The following is a 16308-nucleotide window of genomic DNA, read 5'->3' on the forward strand; positions in this document are numbered from 1 at the left end:
AAAAGATAGCTCTTTATATTATTATTTTAAATTATCAAAAAAGCTTCTATAAGCATTTGAGAATTTAAAGTTTGTTGTTTCATCCCAATTTGTTGACCAAGTCATAACACCTCTAAAATCTTTATAACCTGATTCATTTTGCATTTTATATTTTCCACCAAAGCTCTTTCCATTTATAAGATAATCAAGAGCCTTTATTCCTTCTTCTTCTGATATAAATCCACTACCAGCAGCTTTAGTAGATGAAGGTAATCCTATTGCTACTTTTGATGCAGGAAGTCCTGGGAAATGATTATTAGGATTTCTTCCAATATCAAAACCTGTAATCATCATTTCTGCCATAGCTACTTCAAAATCAGCTGTACCTTGTGCATAGGTGTTTCCATCTAAACCTTCTTGTGAACCATGATTATAATGTTGAACATGTAATAGTGTTAATTCATCTCTTAAACCATGAATAACTGGAAGATATGCACCCCATGGACCTGAGTAAGCAATCATTCCACCTTGAACATATGTTATTTCTGGAGCCATTGTTAAAATAAACTTATCTCCAAATTCCTTAACAATTCTTTTTGTACCACTAATTAAATTTCTAACCTTTGGTGTTGATGGATTATTTATATCTACATCTCCAGGTCCTAATGATACAGCACCACCTTCAAGGTCTATATCCATTCCATCAAAACCATACTCTTTAATTATATCAGTCATACTAGTAACAAATTTATCTTCTTTTTCCTTAGTATCTAAATCTAATCTACCATTTTGTCCCCCTATTGATATAACTACTTTCTTACCTTTACTCTGAAGATATTCTATTTCTTTTTTGAACTCTTCTTTAGTAGCATTATAAGGTTCAAAAACCATAGTAGCTTGATCACTTAAAGATTCAGCAAAAGCAACATCTATTAAATCATAATTTAAAGATGTATCTTTTAAATGGGTTGTAGTTGATCCATTATCAAAATTATGCCAATATCCAACTAAAACCTTTTCAGGAAGTCCATCAGCTTTCAGTTCTTTTTGAGTCATCGTATTATTATTTTTTGCAACTGCTATATCCCCTTGAGCACCTAAACATAAAACAGTAGCAGCACATACTATTGAAGCAATAATTTTTCTAACTTTTTTCATATAACATCCCCCTTAAATATCTTATATACATATATTACCACAAATAAATAAAAATGTAATCATTTTAGATTAAGTTTTTAAATAAATTTATATTAATAAAATAAAAAAGTCATCTTACAAAGATGACTTTTAAAATTTATTTATATATCTACATTTCCTCTATAACTACTAAGACTTTTTACAGTAACATTAGTATCCTTTAAATTTCCACTTTCAAACTCTAAAACTTCTTCAATAACTTGATCTCCTGAGCTTCTACGAGCAACTTTTATTTGTCCAGTATAATTAGTTTCTAAATATATATCCTTATATTGTACTTCAAAATTACTTGATTTATAATTTACTTTAGTATCATCAAATCTTTCTGCATAGATATTTTTTATTAGCTCTGCATTAAGCCTTTCTGCCATTTTAGCTATTGATAAATGTTTTACTAATAAAGTTTCATTATAAATAGCATACTTGCATTTATATCCTCTAAAACATTGACTATCTATTGGTCTTAATCTAAACCCAAAATCTTTTGGTTTAAAAATATCTAAATTAGTAATTTCATATTCTCTATCTTTATAAATTAAAGCATCATTTACTTGTAACATATTAAAAATCCCCCCTGATTGTCATTGTTGATACCTTAATTTTACAATAAAAGTAAACTACTTTCACTATATTTCTCTTATTATATAACAAATTTTATAGAAAAAATCCAATAAAACATAAAGTATTACACCAAAATATATTTCTTTATACTAAAATTTTATTTCTGATTTTTTTATTCTTTCAACTAAATCTTTTATTTTTCCCTCTATTTTTCTTGCTATAATTATAAATTCATCATCACTCTTACCAGTAGGATCATCTAATCCCCAATCCTCAACATGTTTAGCTGGTAAATATGGACATACTACATTACATCCCATTTTAATAACTATATCAGCACTTGGAATATCACTTAACAACTTAGATTTTTGTTTTTTATTCATATCAATATTATATAATTTTTTTATTATTCTAACAGCATCCTGATTAATTTGCGGTTTTAACTCAGTTCCTGCTGAATAACTTTCAAAAATATCTTTTCCATATAAATTCCCTAAAGCTTCTGCCATTTGTGATCTACATGAATTATGAACACATACAAATGCTACCTTTGGTTTCATTTTACTCCCCCACTCCTTCAGTATTTTTTTAATTTAGATACTTATTACTTAAACTTTCATAAGTTTTATATATTCTAAATCTATAAATTAAAAATGATACAATTCCTTTGAATATACTGCTAAATGCTATACTTAACCATATACCATTTAAGCCTATATATTTTATCAAAATTAATGCCATAGGAATTCTCATACAAGTAAAAACTATACTAATAATAGATGGAATATTAGGCTTTCCTATCCCTGTAAATATTCCATTAGATACCATCTCAATCATACTAAATAACTGAGCTATTGCTATTATTTTTAAATATCTACTTGCCATAAAAATAGTTTCACTATCATCAATAAAAATCTTAACTAGATTTACTGAAAATAAAATAAATATAAAAGTTATTAATATAGAATAAATGGCTCCTATTTTTATAGCAGTTATATATCCCTCATTTACTCTTTTAAATTTATTTGCTCCAAAATTTTGTCCAGTAAAACTTGCTATAGCTCCATTAAGTCCTCCTATAACCATATAAGTTACAGCTTCAATTTGTAGTCCTATCTTTTGAGCTGCTATAGCATTATCTCCAAACACTGATATAATTCTAGCTAAAACTATATTTACTAATGTAAATATAATTCTTTGCAATGACATAGGAAAACCTAACTTAATTATTTCGACTATCTTTTTATATTCTATAGCTTCACCACGATTAAATTTAATCATTTCCTTAGAATAAATATTAAACAAAATAAACATTACTAGATTAGATATTAAAGTAGCTATCCCTGCTCCCAAAACTCCAAACTTAAATGTATATATAAGAATTGGATCTAACAATATATTTATTATTATCCCAATAGCACTTATTTTAAGAGAAATTTTATTATTTCCAAAACTATTTAAGATTCTTATATATAAAGTATTAAAAAATGAAAAAAATAACATAGGAGCACTAATTAATAAATATAAATATGAGTCTTTAACTACATTTATATTGCCAAGATTTAAAAACCCTATAAACTCCTTACCTAATACTATAATAATAAAAGTATATATTAGGCCTGTAACTCCATTTAATATTAACCCTGCATTTATATATCTTTTTATATCTATATCTTTTTTAGCTCCTATTGAATGAGCTACTTTTATTCCAGTTCCTATTACAACTATAGAATTAATTGAATATCCTAGTCCTATAAAAAAACTTGATGAACCAATGCTAGTAACTGCATTACTTCCTAAACCACCTACCCAAATCATATCTATTAAGTTATACATAAATTGAAGTACTGAACTTCCCATTATAGGTATTGATAACGTAGCTAATACTTTTATAACATTACCTTCTGTTAAATCTATCTTTTTCATAAGCCCCCCTAAAACTAAATCAAACAATATCATTATATTATATACATAGATTATATTCTATGTATATATATTTTTATATCATTTTAAAGAGGTTATATAAATAATATATAGATATATTTCTATATATTATTTGCAGATACATTCTTCTGTATCAGTTATAATTTCCATAAAAAAAAGTACTGTTCTATTTGAAATAGTATTATTTATTTTATAATAATTCCAAATACCTTCTTTTCTAGTATCAACTAAGCCACAATCTATTAAAACTTTCATATGATGTGATAATGTAGGTTGAGTAAAATTAAAATATTCTAAAATTTCACATGCACACTTTTCTCCACAAGATAATAAGTCTAGTATCTTTAATCTTTTAGGATCACTTAAAGCTTTAAATATCTTAGAGTTTTTTTCGTACTTATCCAAAATAGCCTCCTCGTTATATCTACATATTTAATCTAAATTTTCTAATACTTAATTTAAAATATATTAAATCTAATATGCAGTTATTTATATTAAATTCTTTAAAAATTCCTTTTTACTTTCTATTATATCTTTCTTAGTTAATTTATTTATTTCGTTTCTATCAAAGCAATTTTCTTCATAAACTCTAACACTCTGAGTTTTAGCTAGAATATCTACATAAGTCTTAATAACAAAACCATTACTAACTCTTACATTAGTATATATCTCTTTTATAACTTCATCTAAAACTTCCTTTGCTCCTTCAGATAATTCAAGTTCCTTATCAGCTATTTTATTTAAAGCCATTTCCATTAAATTATCACTTGAAAAATCTTTAAAGTTTAACCATAGAGGGAATTTATAATTTAATTCAACATTTCTTTTCATAAGCTTAGTAAGCTTTTCTTTTTCACCTGAAATAACTATAATATTTCTCTTTCCACTTTCTTCAATAAAGTTAACTAAATTTGATATTATCTCTTTATCATTTTCTTCTTCTATAATTAAATCTGCTCTCTTTAAAAAGATTACTCTTCCTCTAACATTCTTCACTATTTCAGATAAACTTTTTCCATTCTTATATGAAGAAATTATTTTAGATACTCCTATTTCTAAAACACTACTGTTATCTAATATTCCCATACTACTAAGCATGTTTGCAAATATATCTAAACTTAATCTTTTTCCTGTTCCATCACTACCTGTAAATACAATATTTTGCATCATATCTATATAAGTATTAAGACCCTTTTTGGCTCTTTTTTCTTCTATCTTAATAATCTTATATTGTTGTCTTAAAAATTCTTTTATATTTTCATTTCCAACAATACTCTTAATATTTTCTTCTATATCAAAATCTGTATCATATTCAGAAACATTTATTTTTTCTATATCCTTTTCTGTTATAAGATTCATTTCATAAACACTTATATCATTTTCTGCAATTCTAATACTTTGATTTCTAATAAGATTTTCAACATAATTTCTAACCATTCTTCCATTTCCTGATTGAGAATCTAAGTTTTCATAAATATCTTTAAAACTCTTTTTCAGTTCTTTATACGCAAGTTCTGATACTTCAAATCCTTTAGACTTAATAATTTTAATAGCCATAGATAAAAGTTCTTCTGGGTTATAATCCTCAAAAGTAGTCCAAAGCGGAAATCTTGATTTAAGACCTATATTAATGGCAAAGAAATCTTCCATATCTTTTTCATACCCTGCAAGAATTACTATTACTTCTCCTCTATAATCCTCAATTAGCTTTAATAAAGTTTCTATTGCTTCTCTACCAATCTCATCTGCTGCTAAAATATAAGCTTCATCTATAAATAGAACTCCACCTATTGCTTCCTTAAATTTTGCTATTGTCTTTTTACTAGTTTGACCTGGTACTTCTGAAACAAAACTTGATCTATCAGTTTCAATTAACTGCCCAACTTTTAAAGCTCCCATACTATTTAGCATTTCAGCAACAATTCTAGCTATACTTGTTTTACCTGTCCCTGGATTACCTGCAAACACCATATTTAAATTTTGATCTATCTTTATGTCAATTCCTGCTGCTCTTCTTTTTTCTTGAGCAATAACTATCTTATATTGATTTCTAAGGAAATTCTTAACCTCTTCTAGACCTATAATTTCATTTAACTTTTCTTCTAAATTAAATTTAGAATTTGCCTTAAAATTAAAATTATTTCTTTCAAGTAAATCTATTTTCTTAGAACTATTACTCATATATTCTTTAGAAGCATCTAAAATAGCATTATCAACTACATTTCTAACAAATCTAGCATTTCCTAAATCATTCTTTTCAAGTGTTTGATTTCTCACAAATAACTCTATAAGCTCATCCTTAACATCATCACTTATTTTATACCCTTTTGATTTTGCTATATTTACAGCTATCTCATACATTTCATTTGGATTATAATCTTCAAAAACTATTGTATTTGGAAATCTTGATTTAAGACCTGAATTAAATTCTAAGAATCTATCCATATCTTTTTCATACCCAGCTAATATAACTATTAAATCTTCCCTATTATCCTCTACTCCCTTTAAAAGAGCATTTACTATTTCTTTTCCCATCTTATCATCTTCATTTTCACAAAGAGAATAAGCTTCATCAATAAATAAAACTCCCCCAATAGCAGACTCGATTATTTCTATAGTTCTACCTGCTGCTTCTTCTATATTTTCAGTTACAAAATCAGCCTTACTTACTTCTTTAAAAATTCCTTTTTTAAGTAGGCCTAGAGCATTTAAATATTCAAAAGTTACTCTTGCTGCATTAGTCTTTCCTGTACCTGCATTACCTGCAAATATCATATTTAAAGACATCTTAGAAGTTTTAAGTCCTAATTTTTCTCTTATCTTTTGCACCTTATAATTATTTTCAATACTATTCATAAAATCTTTAAGCTGTTTCATTCCAATAATAGATTTCAGCTTATACTTTACTTCTTCTAAAGTTGCTGTTTGATATTTACTTAATTTAAAAGTTCCCTTTTCTGTTTCACAATATATCTCTTCATTTTCTAAATATAAAATTATACTATGACCTTCTTTTATCTCCTCAGATAATATGAACTTTTTAAGAGGTTTATATATTTCATATGCTATATACTCTCTTAATCTAAGGGAACTATCTGATTTATAATTACTATTTAAAAAACTAATTAAATTTTTATATTTATTCTCATCCTGATTAAATATAAAATCAATTTTAAATTCTCCTAAGCTATCAATAGCTTTATTAAATTCTCTAGCAACTACCTTTTCTCTATCTTCTGTACTTAATTCTTCTGTATATAAAACAAATGCTCTATTTATAAATTTATCATTAAATAATTTATTTAGTTGTATCCCATCCTCATTAGAAGTAAAAACAAAAAACTTCTCATGACAAATAAAATTATCAATACTTCCAAGCTCTTCTTTTTCAGCTTCAACTAAAAATTCATTTCTGATAACATAGCTACCATTAAGCATTAAACAAGTTTTAGGATATAGGTTAGATAACATTTTTAATATTTCGTCACTAGCTTTATTAAAATCTTTAAAAATTACTAATTCTGAATCACTATTTAAAACATTATATAAATCTGTTATAAAAGCGTTATATCCTAAATTAAAATTATATGTATTTAAATCTATTTCATCTATAATATTATTTTTGAATAAGCCCTCTTTATTTAACTCATTTACTAAAAGCTCAATTGCACTCTTCTTTCCAGTATCTTTGCCTCCAAGTAAAAATATATTTCCCTTATTATCATTCTCTATTTTCTTCTCAAAATAATTACATAACTCTAATACAAAGTTATCTTGTCCTATAAGTTCATTTCTAAGTGTTTTTTCTATATTATTAAATTTTTCTTTATTGCTCATAAGCTCACCTCTTAATAATATTTTGTATAAAATCTATTTGTTTATTTATAAATATAAAAAAACATAGGATTGTATAATCCTATGCTTTTTAACTCTACTTCTATATTCTACTACAAATACTATTAAATTATCTATAAATAAAAAAGATGTCAACTCTTTATAAGCTATCATCTTTTTTATTTATAAAATTATCTAATTACTTCTTCTATTACTCCACCACCAAGGCACTTTTCTCCATCATAGAATACAACGAATTGTCCTTCTGTTACAGCCTTTATTGGTTTATCAAACTTAACTTCATATTCATCATTTCCTTTTGGACAAACTGTAACAGGTGTATCAGCATTTCTATATCTAATTTTAGCTGTACACTTAAATGGTTCTGTTGGATTTTCTCCACTTATCCAGTTAACACCTTTTGTTACTAATCCCTTGAATAGTATCTTAGGGTTATTTTCTCCTTGAACAACATATAAGATATTATTCTTAACATCTTTTTCTGCTACAAACCAAGGTTCACCTGAACCTACTCCACCTATACCAAGACCTTTTCTTTGACCTATAGTATAATACATAAGTCCTTTATGAGTTCCAACAACTTTTCCATCATAAGTTCTCATTTCACCTTTTTGTGCAGGTAAGTATTGACTTAAGAATTTATCAAAGTTTCTTTCTCCAATAAAGCAAACTCCTGTACTATCTTTCTTCTTAGCAGTTGCAAGATCTGCTTCTAAAGCAATTTCTCTAACTTTACTCTTTTCTAAATGTCCTATTGGGAATAAAGCCTTTGAAAGTTGATATTGATTTAACATACATAAGAAATATGTTTGGTCCTTATTATCATCTTTTCCTCTTAAAAGTTCAAACTTTCCATCTTCATTTTGTTGAACTTGAGCATAGTGACCCATAGCTATATAATCAGCTTCAAGCATTAAAGCATATTCTAAAAATGCTTTAAACTTAATTTCTTTATTACAAAGAACATCTGGGTTTGGAGTTCTTCCCTTTCTATATTCATCTAAGAAATATTCAAAAACATTATCCCAGTACTTTTTAACAAAGTTAACTGTATAATAAGGAATACCTATTTGATTGCAAACTCTAGCAACATCTTCATAATCTTCTGTACTAGTACATATTCCTTCATCATTCTTTTCATCCCAATTCTTCATAAATAGACCAATAACTTCATAGCCTTGCTCTTTTAATAATAAAGCTGAAACTGAAGAATCAACTCCTCCTGACATTCCTAGAATTACTCTCTTTTTCTTTTGAGTTTCTCCCATCTTTTATCACCTTTCCATATTTTTTATTTCAGTATCATTTTATAAATTCCTAAATCTATAAATAATTATGTAACTTTTTACTTTACTATCCTAAATATTATTAAACAAAAATAACTACTATATATAAATAGTATTATAGTAGTTATCTTTTATAAATTCAAATTATTTATTTTTAGTAACTAAATTAGTTTCATAAAATTCTTATAATATATAAAATACTAAATTTTCTTTAAGTTAATCTTACTTTTTAGCATCTTTATCTCTATATAAATAACTTCCTTCTACACAATCAGTTTCTATACCTTGTCCTGTTGATTTAAAAATTATATCTCCACATTCATCTGTTCTATGAATTTTTATATCTTTATCTTTTACTCTATCCATAACTACTTTATGAGGATGATTATATTTATTATCTTTGCCAACAGTTATAACTCCATACTCTGGATTTACTTTATCTAAAAACTCTTGTGATGTTGATGTCCTTGAACCATGATGTCCTAGCTTTAAAACATCTACATCTACCATTTTAGATAATACCTCTGATTCAGTTGCAGCTTCAGCATCACCAGTAAATAAGAACTTATCATCTCCATTAACATATAAAGTAATTAAAGACTGCTCATTAGTATCTTTTCCACCATTAACATTATAAAATTGCATATAAGCCCCATTACCTAAATCAAATTTTCTACCTTCTAAAGGTACACTAGGATTTAATCCTCTATCACTAGCTGCCATTATAAAATCTTTATATGTTTTAGTATCTCCACTTCCATTAGATACAAGAAGATCTCCTATCTCTATATTTTCTATTACAGCATCTAATCCACCAATATGGTCTGCATGATTATGTGTAGCTATTATATAATCTAATTTTTTCACTCCAAGTTTATTAAGATATGTAACTATTAATTTTTCATCATTATTATCTCCACCATCAATTAATACATTTTTCTCACCCTTAATTAAGATAGCATCACTATTTCCTGTATCAATAAAATGAACTTCTGCCTCAGTAGAATTATTTACTTTAGAATTTTGATTATTATTACTTTCAACTTTTGTATTATTACTATCAATAGCTTGACTACTACACCCTGAAACTAAAAATGCTACTCCAGTAAAAAGTGTAATAATAGCTAACTTAAAATAATTTTTTCCCATATTATCCCCCTAATCGTTAAAAGACTATAACTATTATATACATTTTTTACAATTCAATCTTAAATAATCTATTAATATAGCTTTAATTTACAATTAAATTAAAATTTTAAAATAAAACTAACTTTAATTAGTATTTACTAGCTTAATTTAAAAAGATAGTCTTTTAAAAAGAATTATTAAGTTAGATTTTAATTTGTATATAGTATATTATTAACTTAGCTTTGGCAAGAGGCTTTATATCTTGTACAAAATTATAAAGGTGGGACCTAATATGTCAGTTTATACAATTACATACTATTTAAAAGAAGAAACTCACGCTGATCACCACGATCATCATGAACATGAAGATCATAAGCATGAAAATGATAATCACGGACATCATGAACATCATCACCATGATGAACATGAACACCATGACCATCATGAACATGATCATCACGAACATGACCACAATCATGGACACCATGACCACCACAGCCATGAAGAACACATGCACACACATCCAAGAGATGAATTCCAAATAATTGGAGAAATCAAAACTTTAGGAGCATGGGCTCATATGATGCCTCATAGTTTCTTAGTTAAAACAGATTTAAGTGCAGAAGAAATTTTAGCTAAACTTAAAGCTGTTGTTCAATCAGAAGATATGATTTTTGTAACTAAAGTTGATGCAAATGATGTTGCTTCATTAACACCTCAAGTTGTCGAATGGATTAGAGCTTAATATAAAATAAAAAAGCTATCTCTTTATGAGATAGCTTTTTAAATATTCTAATTTAAATTATAACTATTTTAATTTACTATATTCTTCATCACTAACTACTTCACACCATTCAGTAGAAGCACCTTCTACTGGCACTTCAATAGCAATATGTGCAAACCAACTATCCTTTGCTGCTCCATGCCAATGTTTTACTTCTGGTGATATACTTACAACATCACCTTGTACTAATTCTCTAGCTTCTTTTCCTTCTTCAACATACCAGCCTCTTCCTGATGTACAAAGAAGAATTTGTCTTCCTTTATGATGGATATGCCAATTATTTCTACATCCTGGTTCAAAAGTTACATTCGCTATTATAGCACTATCCATTGTAAGCATATTAAGATAACTTTGTCCTATAAAGTATTTTGCATATCCATCATTTTTATCTCCTCTTGGAAAAATATCTTTAAATTCATTCATTATTAATTTCTCCTTTTCTTTATAAATTTAATATAGTTTTAAATTCTTCCTCCAAATAGCTATTTAAAAGTAATTTTTATTCCTATCTTTTATTTCTTTAATTGATTTAAATTTATCTTACTACTTGAAGTTAACTCTAAGTCAAGCTTTATTTTAATATTTTTTTATCTATACAAACTAACTAAATTATAAAATATTAGTAAAACAACTAATAATATTTTAACTACTATTTCTATCTAATTTATTTTATAGTACACTTATTTCTTTATTTATAGCTATTGCTACTAATAATACTCCATTAAACAAAAAAATAACTTGATAGCATCAAATTTACCAAGTTATTTCTTTAATGTTATTTTTACTCATATTTTAATTTATCTATATTTAATTAACTATTTCTTTAAAACGCTCATACCAATCTGTATTCATTTTATTTTCAATACAATAATCATATAACTCGTCTTCATCTTTTATATTATTTTTAGTTATATCGTCATGTACATCTTTATTTATTATAATTCCACAATTTATATTATCTGAAAACTCTACATAAATAGCTTTATTTCTTATATGATGAAATTGAGAATTAATAGTATCTAATATTTTACCTGTAAGCTCATCTACTTTTAATCCATATTTTAATATTCTTTTTCTCTTTAGCATCTTTTGTTCTTTTATTAATAACCTATGATACTTTAACTTTAGATTTTCTACCTTATCAGAGTCCATTAGCCTATCATAATATTCTTTTGAAACTTTTAAATAATCATTGTTTTCTTTTTCTTCCATAAACTTATATAAAAAACTAATAACTTTTGATCCTCGTATATAATCCTTACCTGCAAAATTACTTAACTCTCTATCATCTACCCCCTCAATATAATACATAGCTGTACTTCTATGAGTTCTAAGTATACAATGTAATTTTGATACAGGAACCCATATCCATCCTTTATTATCCACAACACAATTTCTAAAAGCATTTTCTATGCTAGTTAATGTTCTATTATATAAATTATTACTTAACTCACTTCTCTCAAATTTAAACTTCTGAAAATCTCCTTTAATAACTATAAGCTGATTATTTTGTTGCACTACTCTTCATCCTTCCATAAATTGTTGTAAGTTCAGCCATGGCTAATGTAGCCTTGGTATTTTTACTTTTGTCTGGGTGAATAGTCTTTGCTATATCTCTATACCATTTTTTCGCTTTATTTGCATCACTATAATGAGATCTATATATTTTTAGTTTTTTCCTTCTTAATTCACCATCTAACTCTAAAAGATAATATATAAACTTATCTTCCTCACTCTTAAAATATTCTACAGAACTCTTATTATCATTAATTAAAATACTCTTTGAATCAATATTTGAATTTTCATAAATTATATTACTTAACTGCTTTAACATAAAAATTTTATTATACATATCTTTATAAGTTCTAGCCTTTATATTTATAAGTTTACTTTCATCATCAATATTTAAATTACTTTTTAAATATTCTTTCATAACTACTTTTAAATCTTTAAGTTTCCCCATTCTCTTCAATTCATCTACTGAATTAACTTTTAATAATTCCATAAAACACACTTCCTAGTCAATTAATATTCACTATATTATTATTTCCAAAAGATATACTAATATGAATAATTGTAAAAACTTATTTTAATAGCTTTTAACTATAAGTATTTTATTATATACAAATAAATCCTTGACTCTAAGTACATACTAAACTAGTACACTTCTTAATTTATAAATTATAAAATAACAAATATTTTATTATATAATAATTATAAAAGTATTATTTAAAGGAGAAAGAAATGAAAGATGCTACACTTTTAGAAAAAGACTTTTTTAAGGGAGATTGCTTAAGTTTATCAAAAGAACTTTTAGGTAAAATACTAGTTAGAAATATTAATGGATTAGAACTTAAAGGACGCATAGTAGAAACTGAAGCCTATATAGGAAAAATAGATAAAGCATCTCATGCCTATAATGGTAGAAGAACAGCTAGAACAGAAACTTTATATGCAGAAGGTGGAGTTACATATGTTTATTTAATTTATGGAATGTATCATTGTTTTAATGTTATTACAGGTAAAAAGGATGAAGCTGAGGGTGTTTTAATAAGAGCTTTAGAACCTTTAAATGAATTTGATTATTTATCTGAAAAAAGATTTAATAAAAATAATTATAGTGAACTTAATAAATCACAAAGACTTGGTTTAACAAATGGGCCTGGAAAGCTATGCAAAGCTTTTTCTATAGATAAAAGTTTAATAAATAATCCTCTTTATATAAAAGAAGAACTTTATATTGTTGATGATAATTTTAAAGATTTTGAAATAGTTGAAACTACAAGAATAGGTATAGATTATGCAGAAGAAGCAAAATACTTCCCTTGGAGATTTTATATAAAAGATAACCCTTATGTATCAAAAAAATAAAGAATATCTATTATTTAGATATTCTTATAAATAAAAAAAGACTGTAGTTAAACTACAGTCTGTATACAAAAATTAAAATTATCTTCTATTTTGTTCTTTTCTTGCTCTTCTACATGAAGCACATCTTACTGGATCGTTATCGAATCCCTTTTCCTTATAGAATTCTTGTTCTCCTACTGTGAATACGAATTCTGAACTACAATCTCTACATACTATTGTCTTATCTGTCATAATTAATTCCTCCTAAATTTAAAGATTCTAATTTCGATAATAATCTCAAATTTATGAGAAACTATTTACCTAACTAAAACTTTTTCTTTATTTATATGTTAGCATTTCTGCTACTCTCTTATAGTAACACAGTTTTAAAATTATAGCAAGTATTTATTTATAAAATATTAAAAAAATATTTAATTTCTAAATAATTTATTTTAAATAAGCCCTTCTTTTTGATATTTTTTTAATAATTTAATTATATAACTTAAGGTACAAAAATCTTTTTCTAAATCTTTTGAAATCATTTTTAAGCCTTCTATTAAGAATTTTTCCTTAAAGTTTTCTAGTAATATCATTACGCTTATAGGGTTTATATTCCCTTCTTTAGTATCTAATACTCTTGATTTTTTTATAAATTCATTTTCCATAGCTAAATTTATAGCCTCTTCTAACTGCTCACTTATTTTAAGTTCTGGCATTGTATCAAATATCTTAACATCCTTTTCTGAAAACTCTAAATTATTTGCCTTAGATAAATCAGTTGCTATAAATATAACATTTTTAAATTCTGCTCCACTAAAATCTACTCCATCTAAATTTACAGCTTCAAATATTGTATTTTGGAATATAGCTTTTTTAAACTTACTTTTCTTTAAATTACTTGCTATAAATTCTGCTGAATCAAAAGTACAAGCAAAGAAATCGCAAGACTTAAAATGAGCTCCTCTAAAACTTGCAAAATTAAAATTTGATCCTGAAAAATCAGTATTATAACAATTACTTCTTCTTAAATCATTATACATAAAATTTTTATTTGTCTTTTGTGCTTTGTTGTAATTAAATTTAGTATTTGAGTTTTTATTCATTAAAATTCCCCTTTATAAAAATATTTTTTAATTATATAATCAAAAAAGCTGTAGGTAAAACCCACAGCTTTGTATTAAACAAATCAAAATTATCTTCTATTTTGTTCTTTTCTTGCTTTTCTACATGCAGCACATCTTACAGGATCGTTATCGAATCCCTTTTCTTTGTAGAATTCTTGTTCTCCTACTGTAAATACGAATTCTGATCCGCAATCTCTACATACGATTGTCTTATCTGTCATTATTAATTCCTCCTAAATTTAAAGATTCTAATTCGATAATAACCTCTAAATTTAGAGAAATTATTTTTCAAAAAAAATTCTTTATTTATTCCACAAGTTTCCCTTGTTTTATATTATTATATCATATAAATTATTAGCTTTCAATATTTTTTTATAAGATATAATGTTAAAATCCTCTGCTATAAGCTTCTGGAATGTAATCTAGTTTTATATTTTCCTTTATACTTTCATTTATCATAAAGTATGGATCTCTTAATAAAACTCTTGCTAAAAATACAAGGTCTGCTCTACTATTTTCAATAATTTCAGTTGCTTCCTTAGCAGTAGTTATACAACCTCCAGCAATAACAGGAACCCCTGTTTCTTTCTTTATATATTCAGCATGTGGAACTTGGTATCCAGCAAATACATTTATTTTAGCATCTGCAACTACTGCACCAGTACTTACATTAACTAAATCTATTCCTTCTGATTTTAGTATTTCTACTATTTTGCTCATTTCAACCATAGTGTTACCACCTTTTGCATAATCTTCAGCAGAAACTCTTATAGCAAGTACTTTATCACTTGGCCAAACTTTTTTAATTTCTCTAATTACTTCAACAACAAATCTTGTTCTATTTTCAATACTTCCACCATATTCATCTGTTCTAGTATTAGCTAAAGGTGATAAAAATTCTGAAAGTAAATATCCATGTGCTCCATGTATTTCAATAAAATCAAAACCTGCTTCATTTGCTCTTCTCGCACCTTCTTTAAATGCAAGCTTTACTTCTTCCATTTCTTTTTTACCCATTTCAACTGGAACAGCATAATTATCACTAAAAGCAATTTTTGAAGGAGCTATTATTGTTTCATCCTTTATTTCACACTTTCTTCCTGCATGACCTAATTGAATTCCCACTGCTGAACCATATTTCTTTACTTCATCAGCTATTTTCTTTAAGCCTGTAATATGTTCATCACTCCATATACCTAAATCTTTATCAGTTATTCTGCCTCTTGGTTCTACCCCTGTTGCTTCTAAAATTATAGCTCCTATTCCACCTATAGCTCTATTTACATAATGAACATAGTGAAAATTATTAACCATACCATCATTTTCAGCCATATACATACACATAGGTGCCATAACTGCTCTATTTCTTAAAGAAAGATTCTTTAAATTATATTGTTTAAAAATCCCCTTCATATCTATATCACTCCCTAATTATCTATTAAAATCATCTTTAAATTTATTATATCACTTCAAATTGATTATAATGCCAAATAGCATTTACAACTTTATTGCATATAAATTAAATCTTAATTTTTATAAATATCTAGTATAATTAAATAAATTTTAAAATCACATTCCAGATATTTAATATAAATTATTA

The 16308-nt window shown here is 26.0% G+C and carries 17 protein-coding genes; 2 read left to right on the plus strand and 15 right to left on the minus strand.

The window, feature by feature from the left end; genetic code table 11:
* Positions 1-21: 21 nt before the first annotated feature.
* From BN8917_RS10830 to BN8917_RS10865, 8 genes are all read right to left on the minus strand, one after another.
* Positions 22-1137: a chitinase gene (locus BN8917_RS10830; RefSeq protein ID WP_066874308.1), complete on the minus strand. Its 1116-nt coding sequence runs from the start codon at positions 1135-1137 to the stop codon at positions 22-24.
* Between the two features lie 140 nt (positions 1138-1277).
* Positions 1278-1736 (minus strand): hypothetical protein, encoded by a 459-nt coding sequence (locus tag BN8917_RS10835; protein WP_066874310.1) that lies wholly within the window; start codon positions 1734-1736, stop codon positions 1278-1280.
* Positions 1737-1886: 150 nt separating this feature from the next.
* Positions 1887-2297: an arsenate reductase ArsC gene (locus tag BN8917_RS10840; RefSeq protein WP_066874312.1), complete on the minus strand. Its 411-nt coding sequence runs from the start codon at positions 2295-2297 to the stop codon at positions 1887-1889.
* A 28-nt stretch (positions 2298-2325) separates the two neighbouring features.
* On the minus strand, positions 2326-3663 hold the full coding sequence (locus BN8917_RS10845; protein WP_066874314.1) for an MATE family efflux transporter: 1338 nt from the start codon (positions 3661-3663) through the stop codon (positions 2326-2328).
* Positions 3664-3789: 126 nt separating this feature from the next.
* On the minus strand, positions 3790-4089 hold the full coding sequence (locus BN8917_RS10850) for an ArsR/SmtB family transcription factor (RefSeq protein WP_096030723.1): 300 nt from the start codon (positions 4087-4089) through the stop codon (positions 3790-3792).
* A gap of 81 nt (positions 4090-4170) precedes the next feature.
* On the minus strand, positions 4171-7518 hold the full coding sequence (locus tag BN8917_RS10855; protein ID WP_066874319.1) for an AAA family ATPase: 3348 nt from the start codon (positions 7516-7518) through the stop codon (positions 4171-4173).
* A 188-nt stretch (positions 7519-7706) separates the two neighbouring features.
* The gene (mnmA, locus tag BN8917_RS10860; protein WP_066874321.1) at positions 7707-8804 is read right to left on the minus strand and encodes a tRNA 2-thiouridine(34) synthase MnmA; all 1098 of its coding nucleotides are present in this window, start codon (positions 8802-8804) and stop codon (positions 7707-7709) included.
* Between the two features lie 240 nt (positions 8805-9044).
* Positions 9045-9971: a ComEC/Rec2 family competence protein gene (locus BN8917_RS10865; protein ID WP_066874324.1), complete on the minus strand. Its 927-nt coding sequence runs from the start codon at positions 9969-9971 to the stop codon at positions 9045-9047.
* A 271-nt stretch (positions 9972-10242) separates the two neighbouring features.
* Here BN8917_RS10865 and BN8917_RS14650 point away from each other — a divergent pair, with 271 nt between their 5' ends.
* Entirely contained in the window at positions 10243-10695 is a 453-nt protein-coding gene (locus BN8917_RS14650) for a hypothetical protein (protein ID WP_235830002.1), read from the plus strand.
* 63 nt (positions 10696-10758) lie between these two features.
* On the opposite strand, the gene BN8917_RS10875 is transcribed toward BN8917_RS14650, so the two are convergent.
* The 3 genes from BN8917_RS10875 to BN8917_RS14080 all read right to left on the minus strand — a co-directional run bounded on the left by BN8917_RS10875 (position 10759) and on the right by BN8917_RS14080 (position 12739).
* Complete coding sequence (locus BN8917_RS10875) at positions 10759-11157, minus strand: cupin domain-containing protein (RefSeq protein ID WP_066874325.1); 399 nt, start codon at positions 11155-11157, stop codon at positions 10759-10761.
* Positions 11158-11541: 384 nt separating this feature from the next.
* Positions 11542-12252, minus strand: coding sequence for a hypothetical protein (locus BN8917_RS10880; RefSeq protein ID WP_066874328.1), 711 nt, complete (start codon positions 12250-12252; stop codon positions 11542-11544).
* The gene (locus BN8917_RS14080) at positions 12239-12739 is read right to left on the minus strand and encodes a hypothetical protein (protein ID WP_084748611.1); all 501 of its coding nucleotides are present in this window, start codon (positions 12737-12739) and stop codon (positions 12239-12241) included. The genes BN8917_RS10880 and BN8917_RS14080 overlap by 14 nt, the downstream gene beginning before the upstream one ends.
* A gap of 239 nt (positions 12740-12978) precedes the next feature.
* Here BN8917_RS14080 and BN8917_RS10890 point away from each other — a divergent pair, with 239 nt between their 5' ends.
* Positions 12979-13605, plus strand: coding sequence for a DNA-3-methyladenine glycosylase (locus BN8917_RS10890; RefSeq protein WP_066874330.1), 627 nt, complete (start codon positions 12979-12981; stop codon positions 13603-13605).
* A 78-nt stretch (positions 13606-13683) separates the two neighbouring features.
* Here BN8917_RS10890 and BN8917_RS10895 read toward each other — a convergent pair whose 3' ends face one another.
* The 4 genes from BN8917_RS10895 to namA form a co-directional block, all read right to left on the minus strand.
* Entirely contained in the window at positions 13684-13836 is a 153-nt protein-coding gene (locus BN8917_RS10895; RefSeq protein ID WP_066874332.1) for a zinc-ribbon domain-containing protein, read from the minus strand.
* 200 nt (positions 13837-14036) lie between these two features.
* Positions 14037-14687 carry a pentapeptide repeat-containing protein gene (locus tag BN8917_RS10900; RefSeq protein WP_407641395.1) on the minus strand — a complete coding sequence of 217 codons (651 nt, stop codon included), beginning with the start codon at positions 14685-14687 and terminating at the stop codon, positions 14037-14039.
* An 89-nt stretch (positions 14688-14776) separates the two neighbouring features.
* Entirely contained in the window at positions 14777-14929 is a 153-nt protein-coding gene (locus BN8917_RS10905) for a zinc-ribbon domain-containing protein (RefSeq protein ID WP_066874336.1), read from the minus strand.
* A 166-nt stretch (positions 14930-15095) separates the two neighbouring features.
* Complete coding sequence (gene namA, locus BN8917_RS10910; RefSeq protein WP_066874338.1) at positions 15096-16121, minus strand: NADPH dehydrogenase NamA; 1026 nt, start codon at positions 16119-16121, stop codon at positions 15096-15098.
* Between the last annotated feature and the right edge of the window lie 187 nt (positions 16122-16308).

Origin of the sequence: Clostridium mediterraneense, from assembly GCF_900091705.1 — a bacterium.
GTDB classification, from domain to species: domain Bacteria; phylum Bacillota; class Clostridia; order Clostridiales; family Clostridiaceae; genus Sarcina; species Sarcina mediterraneense.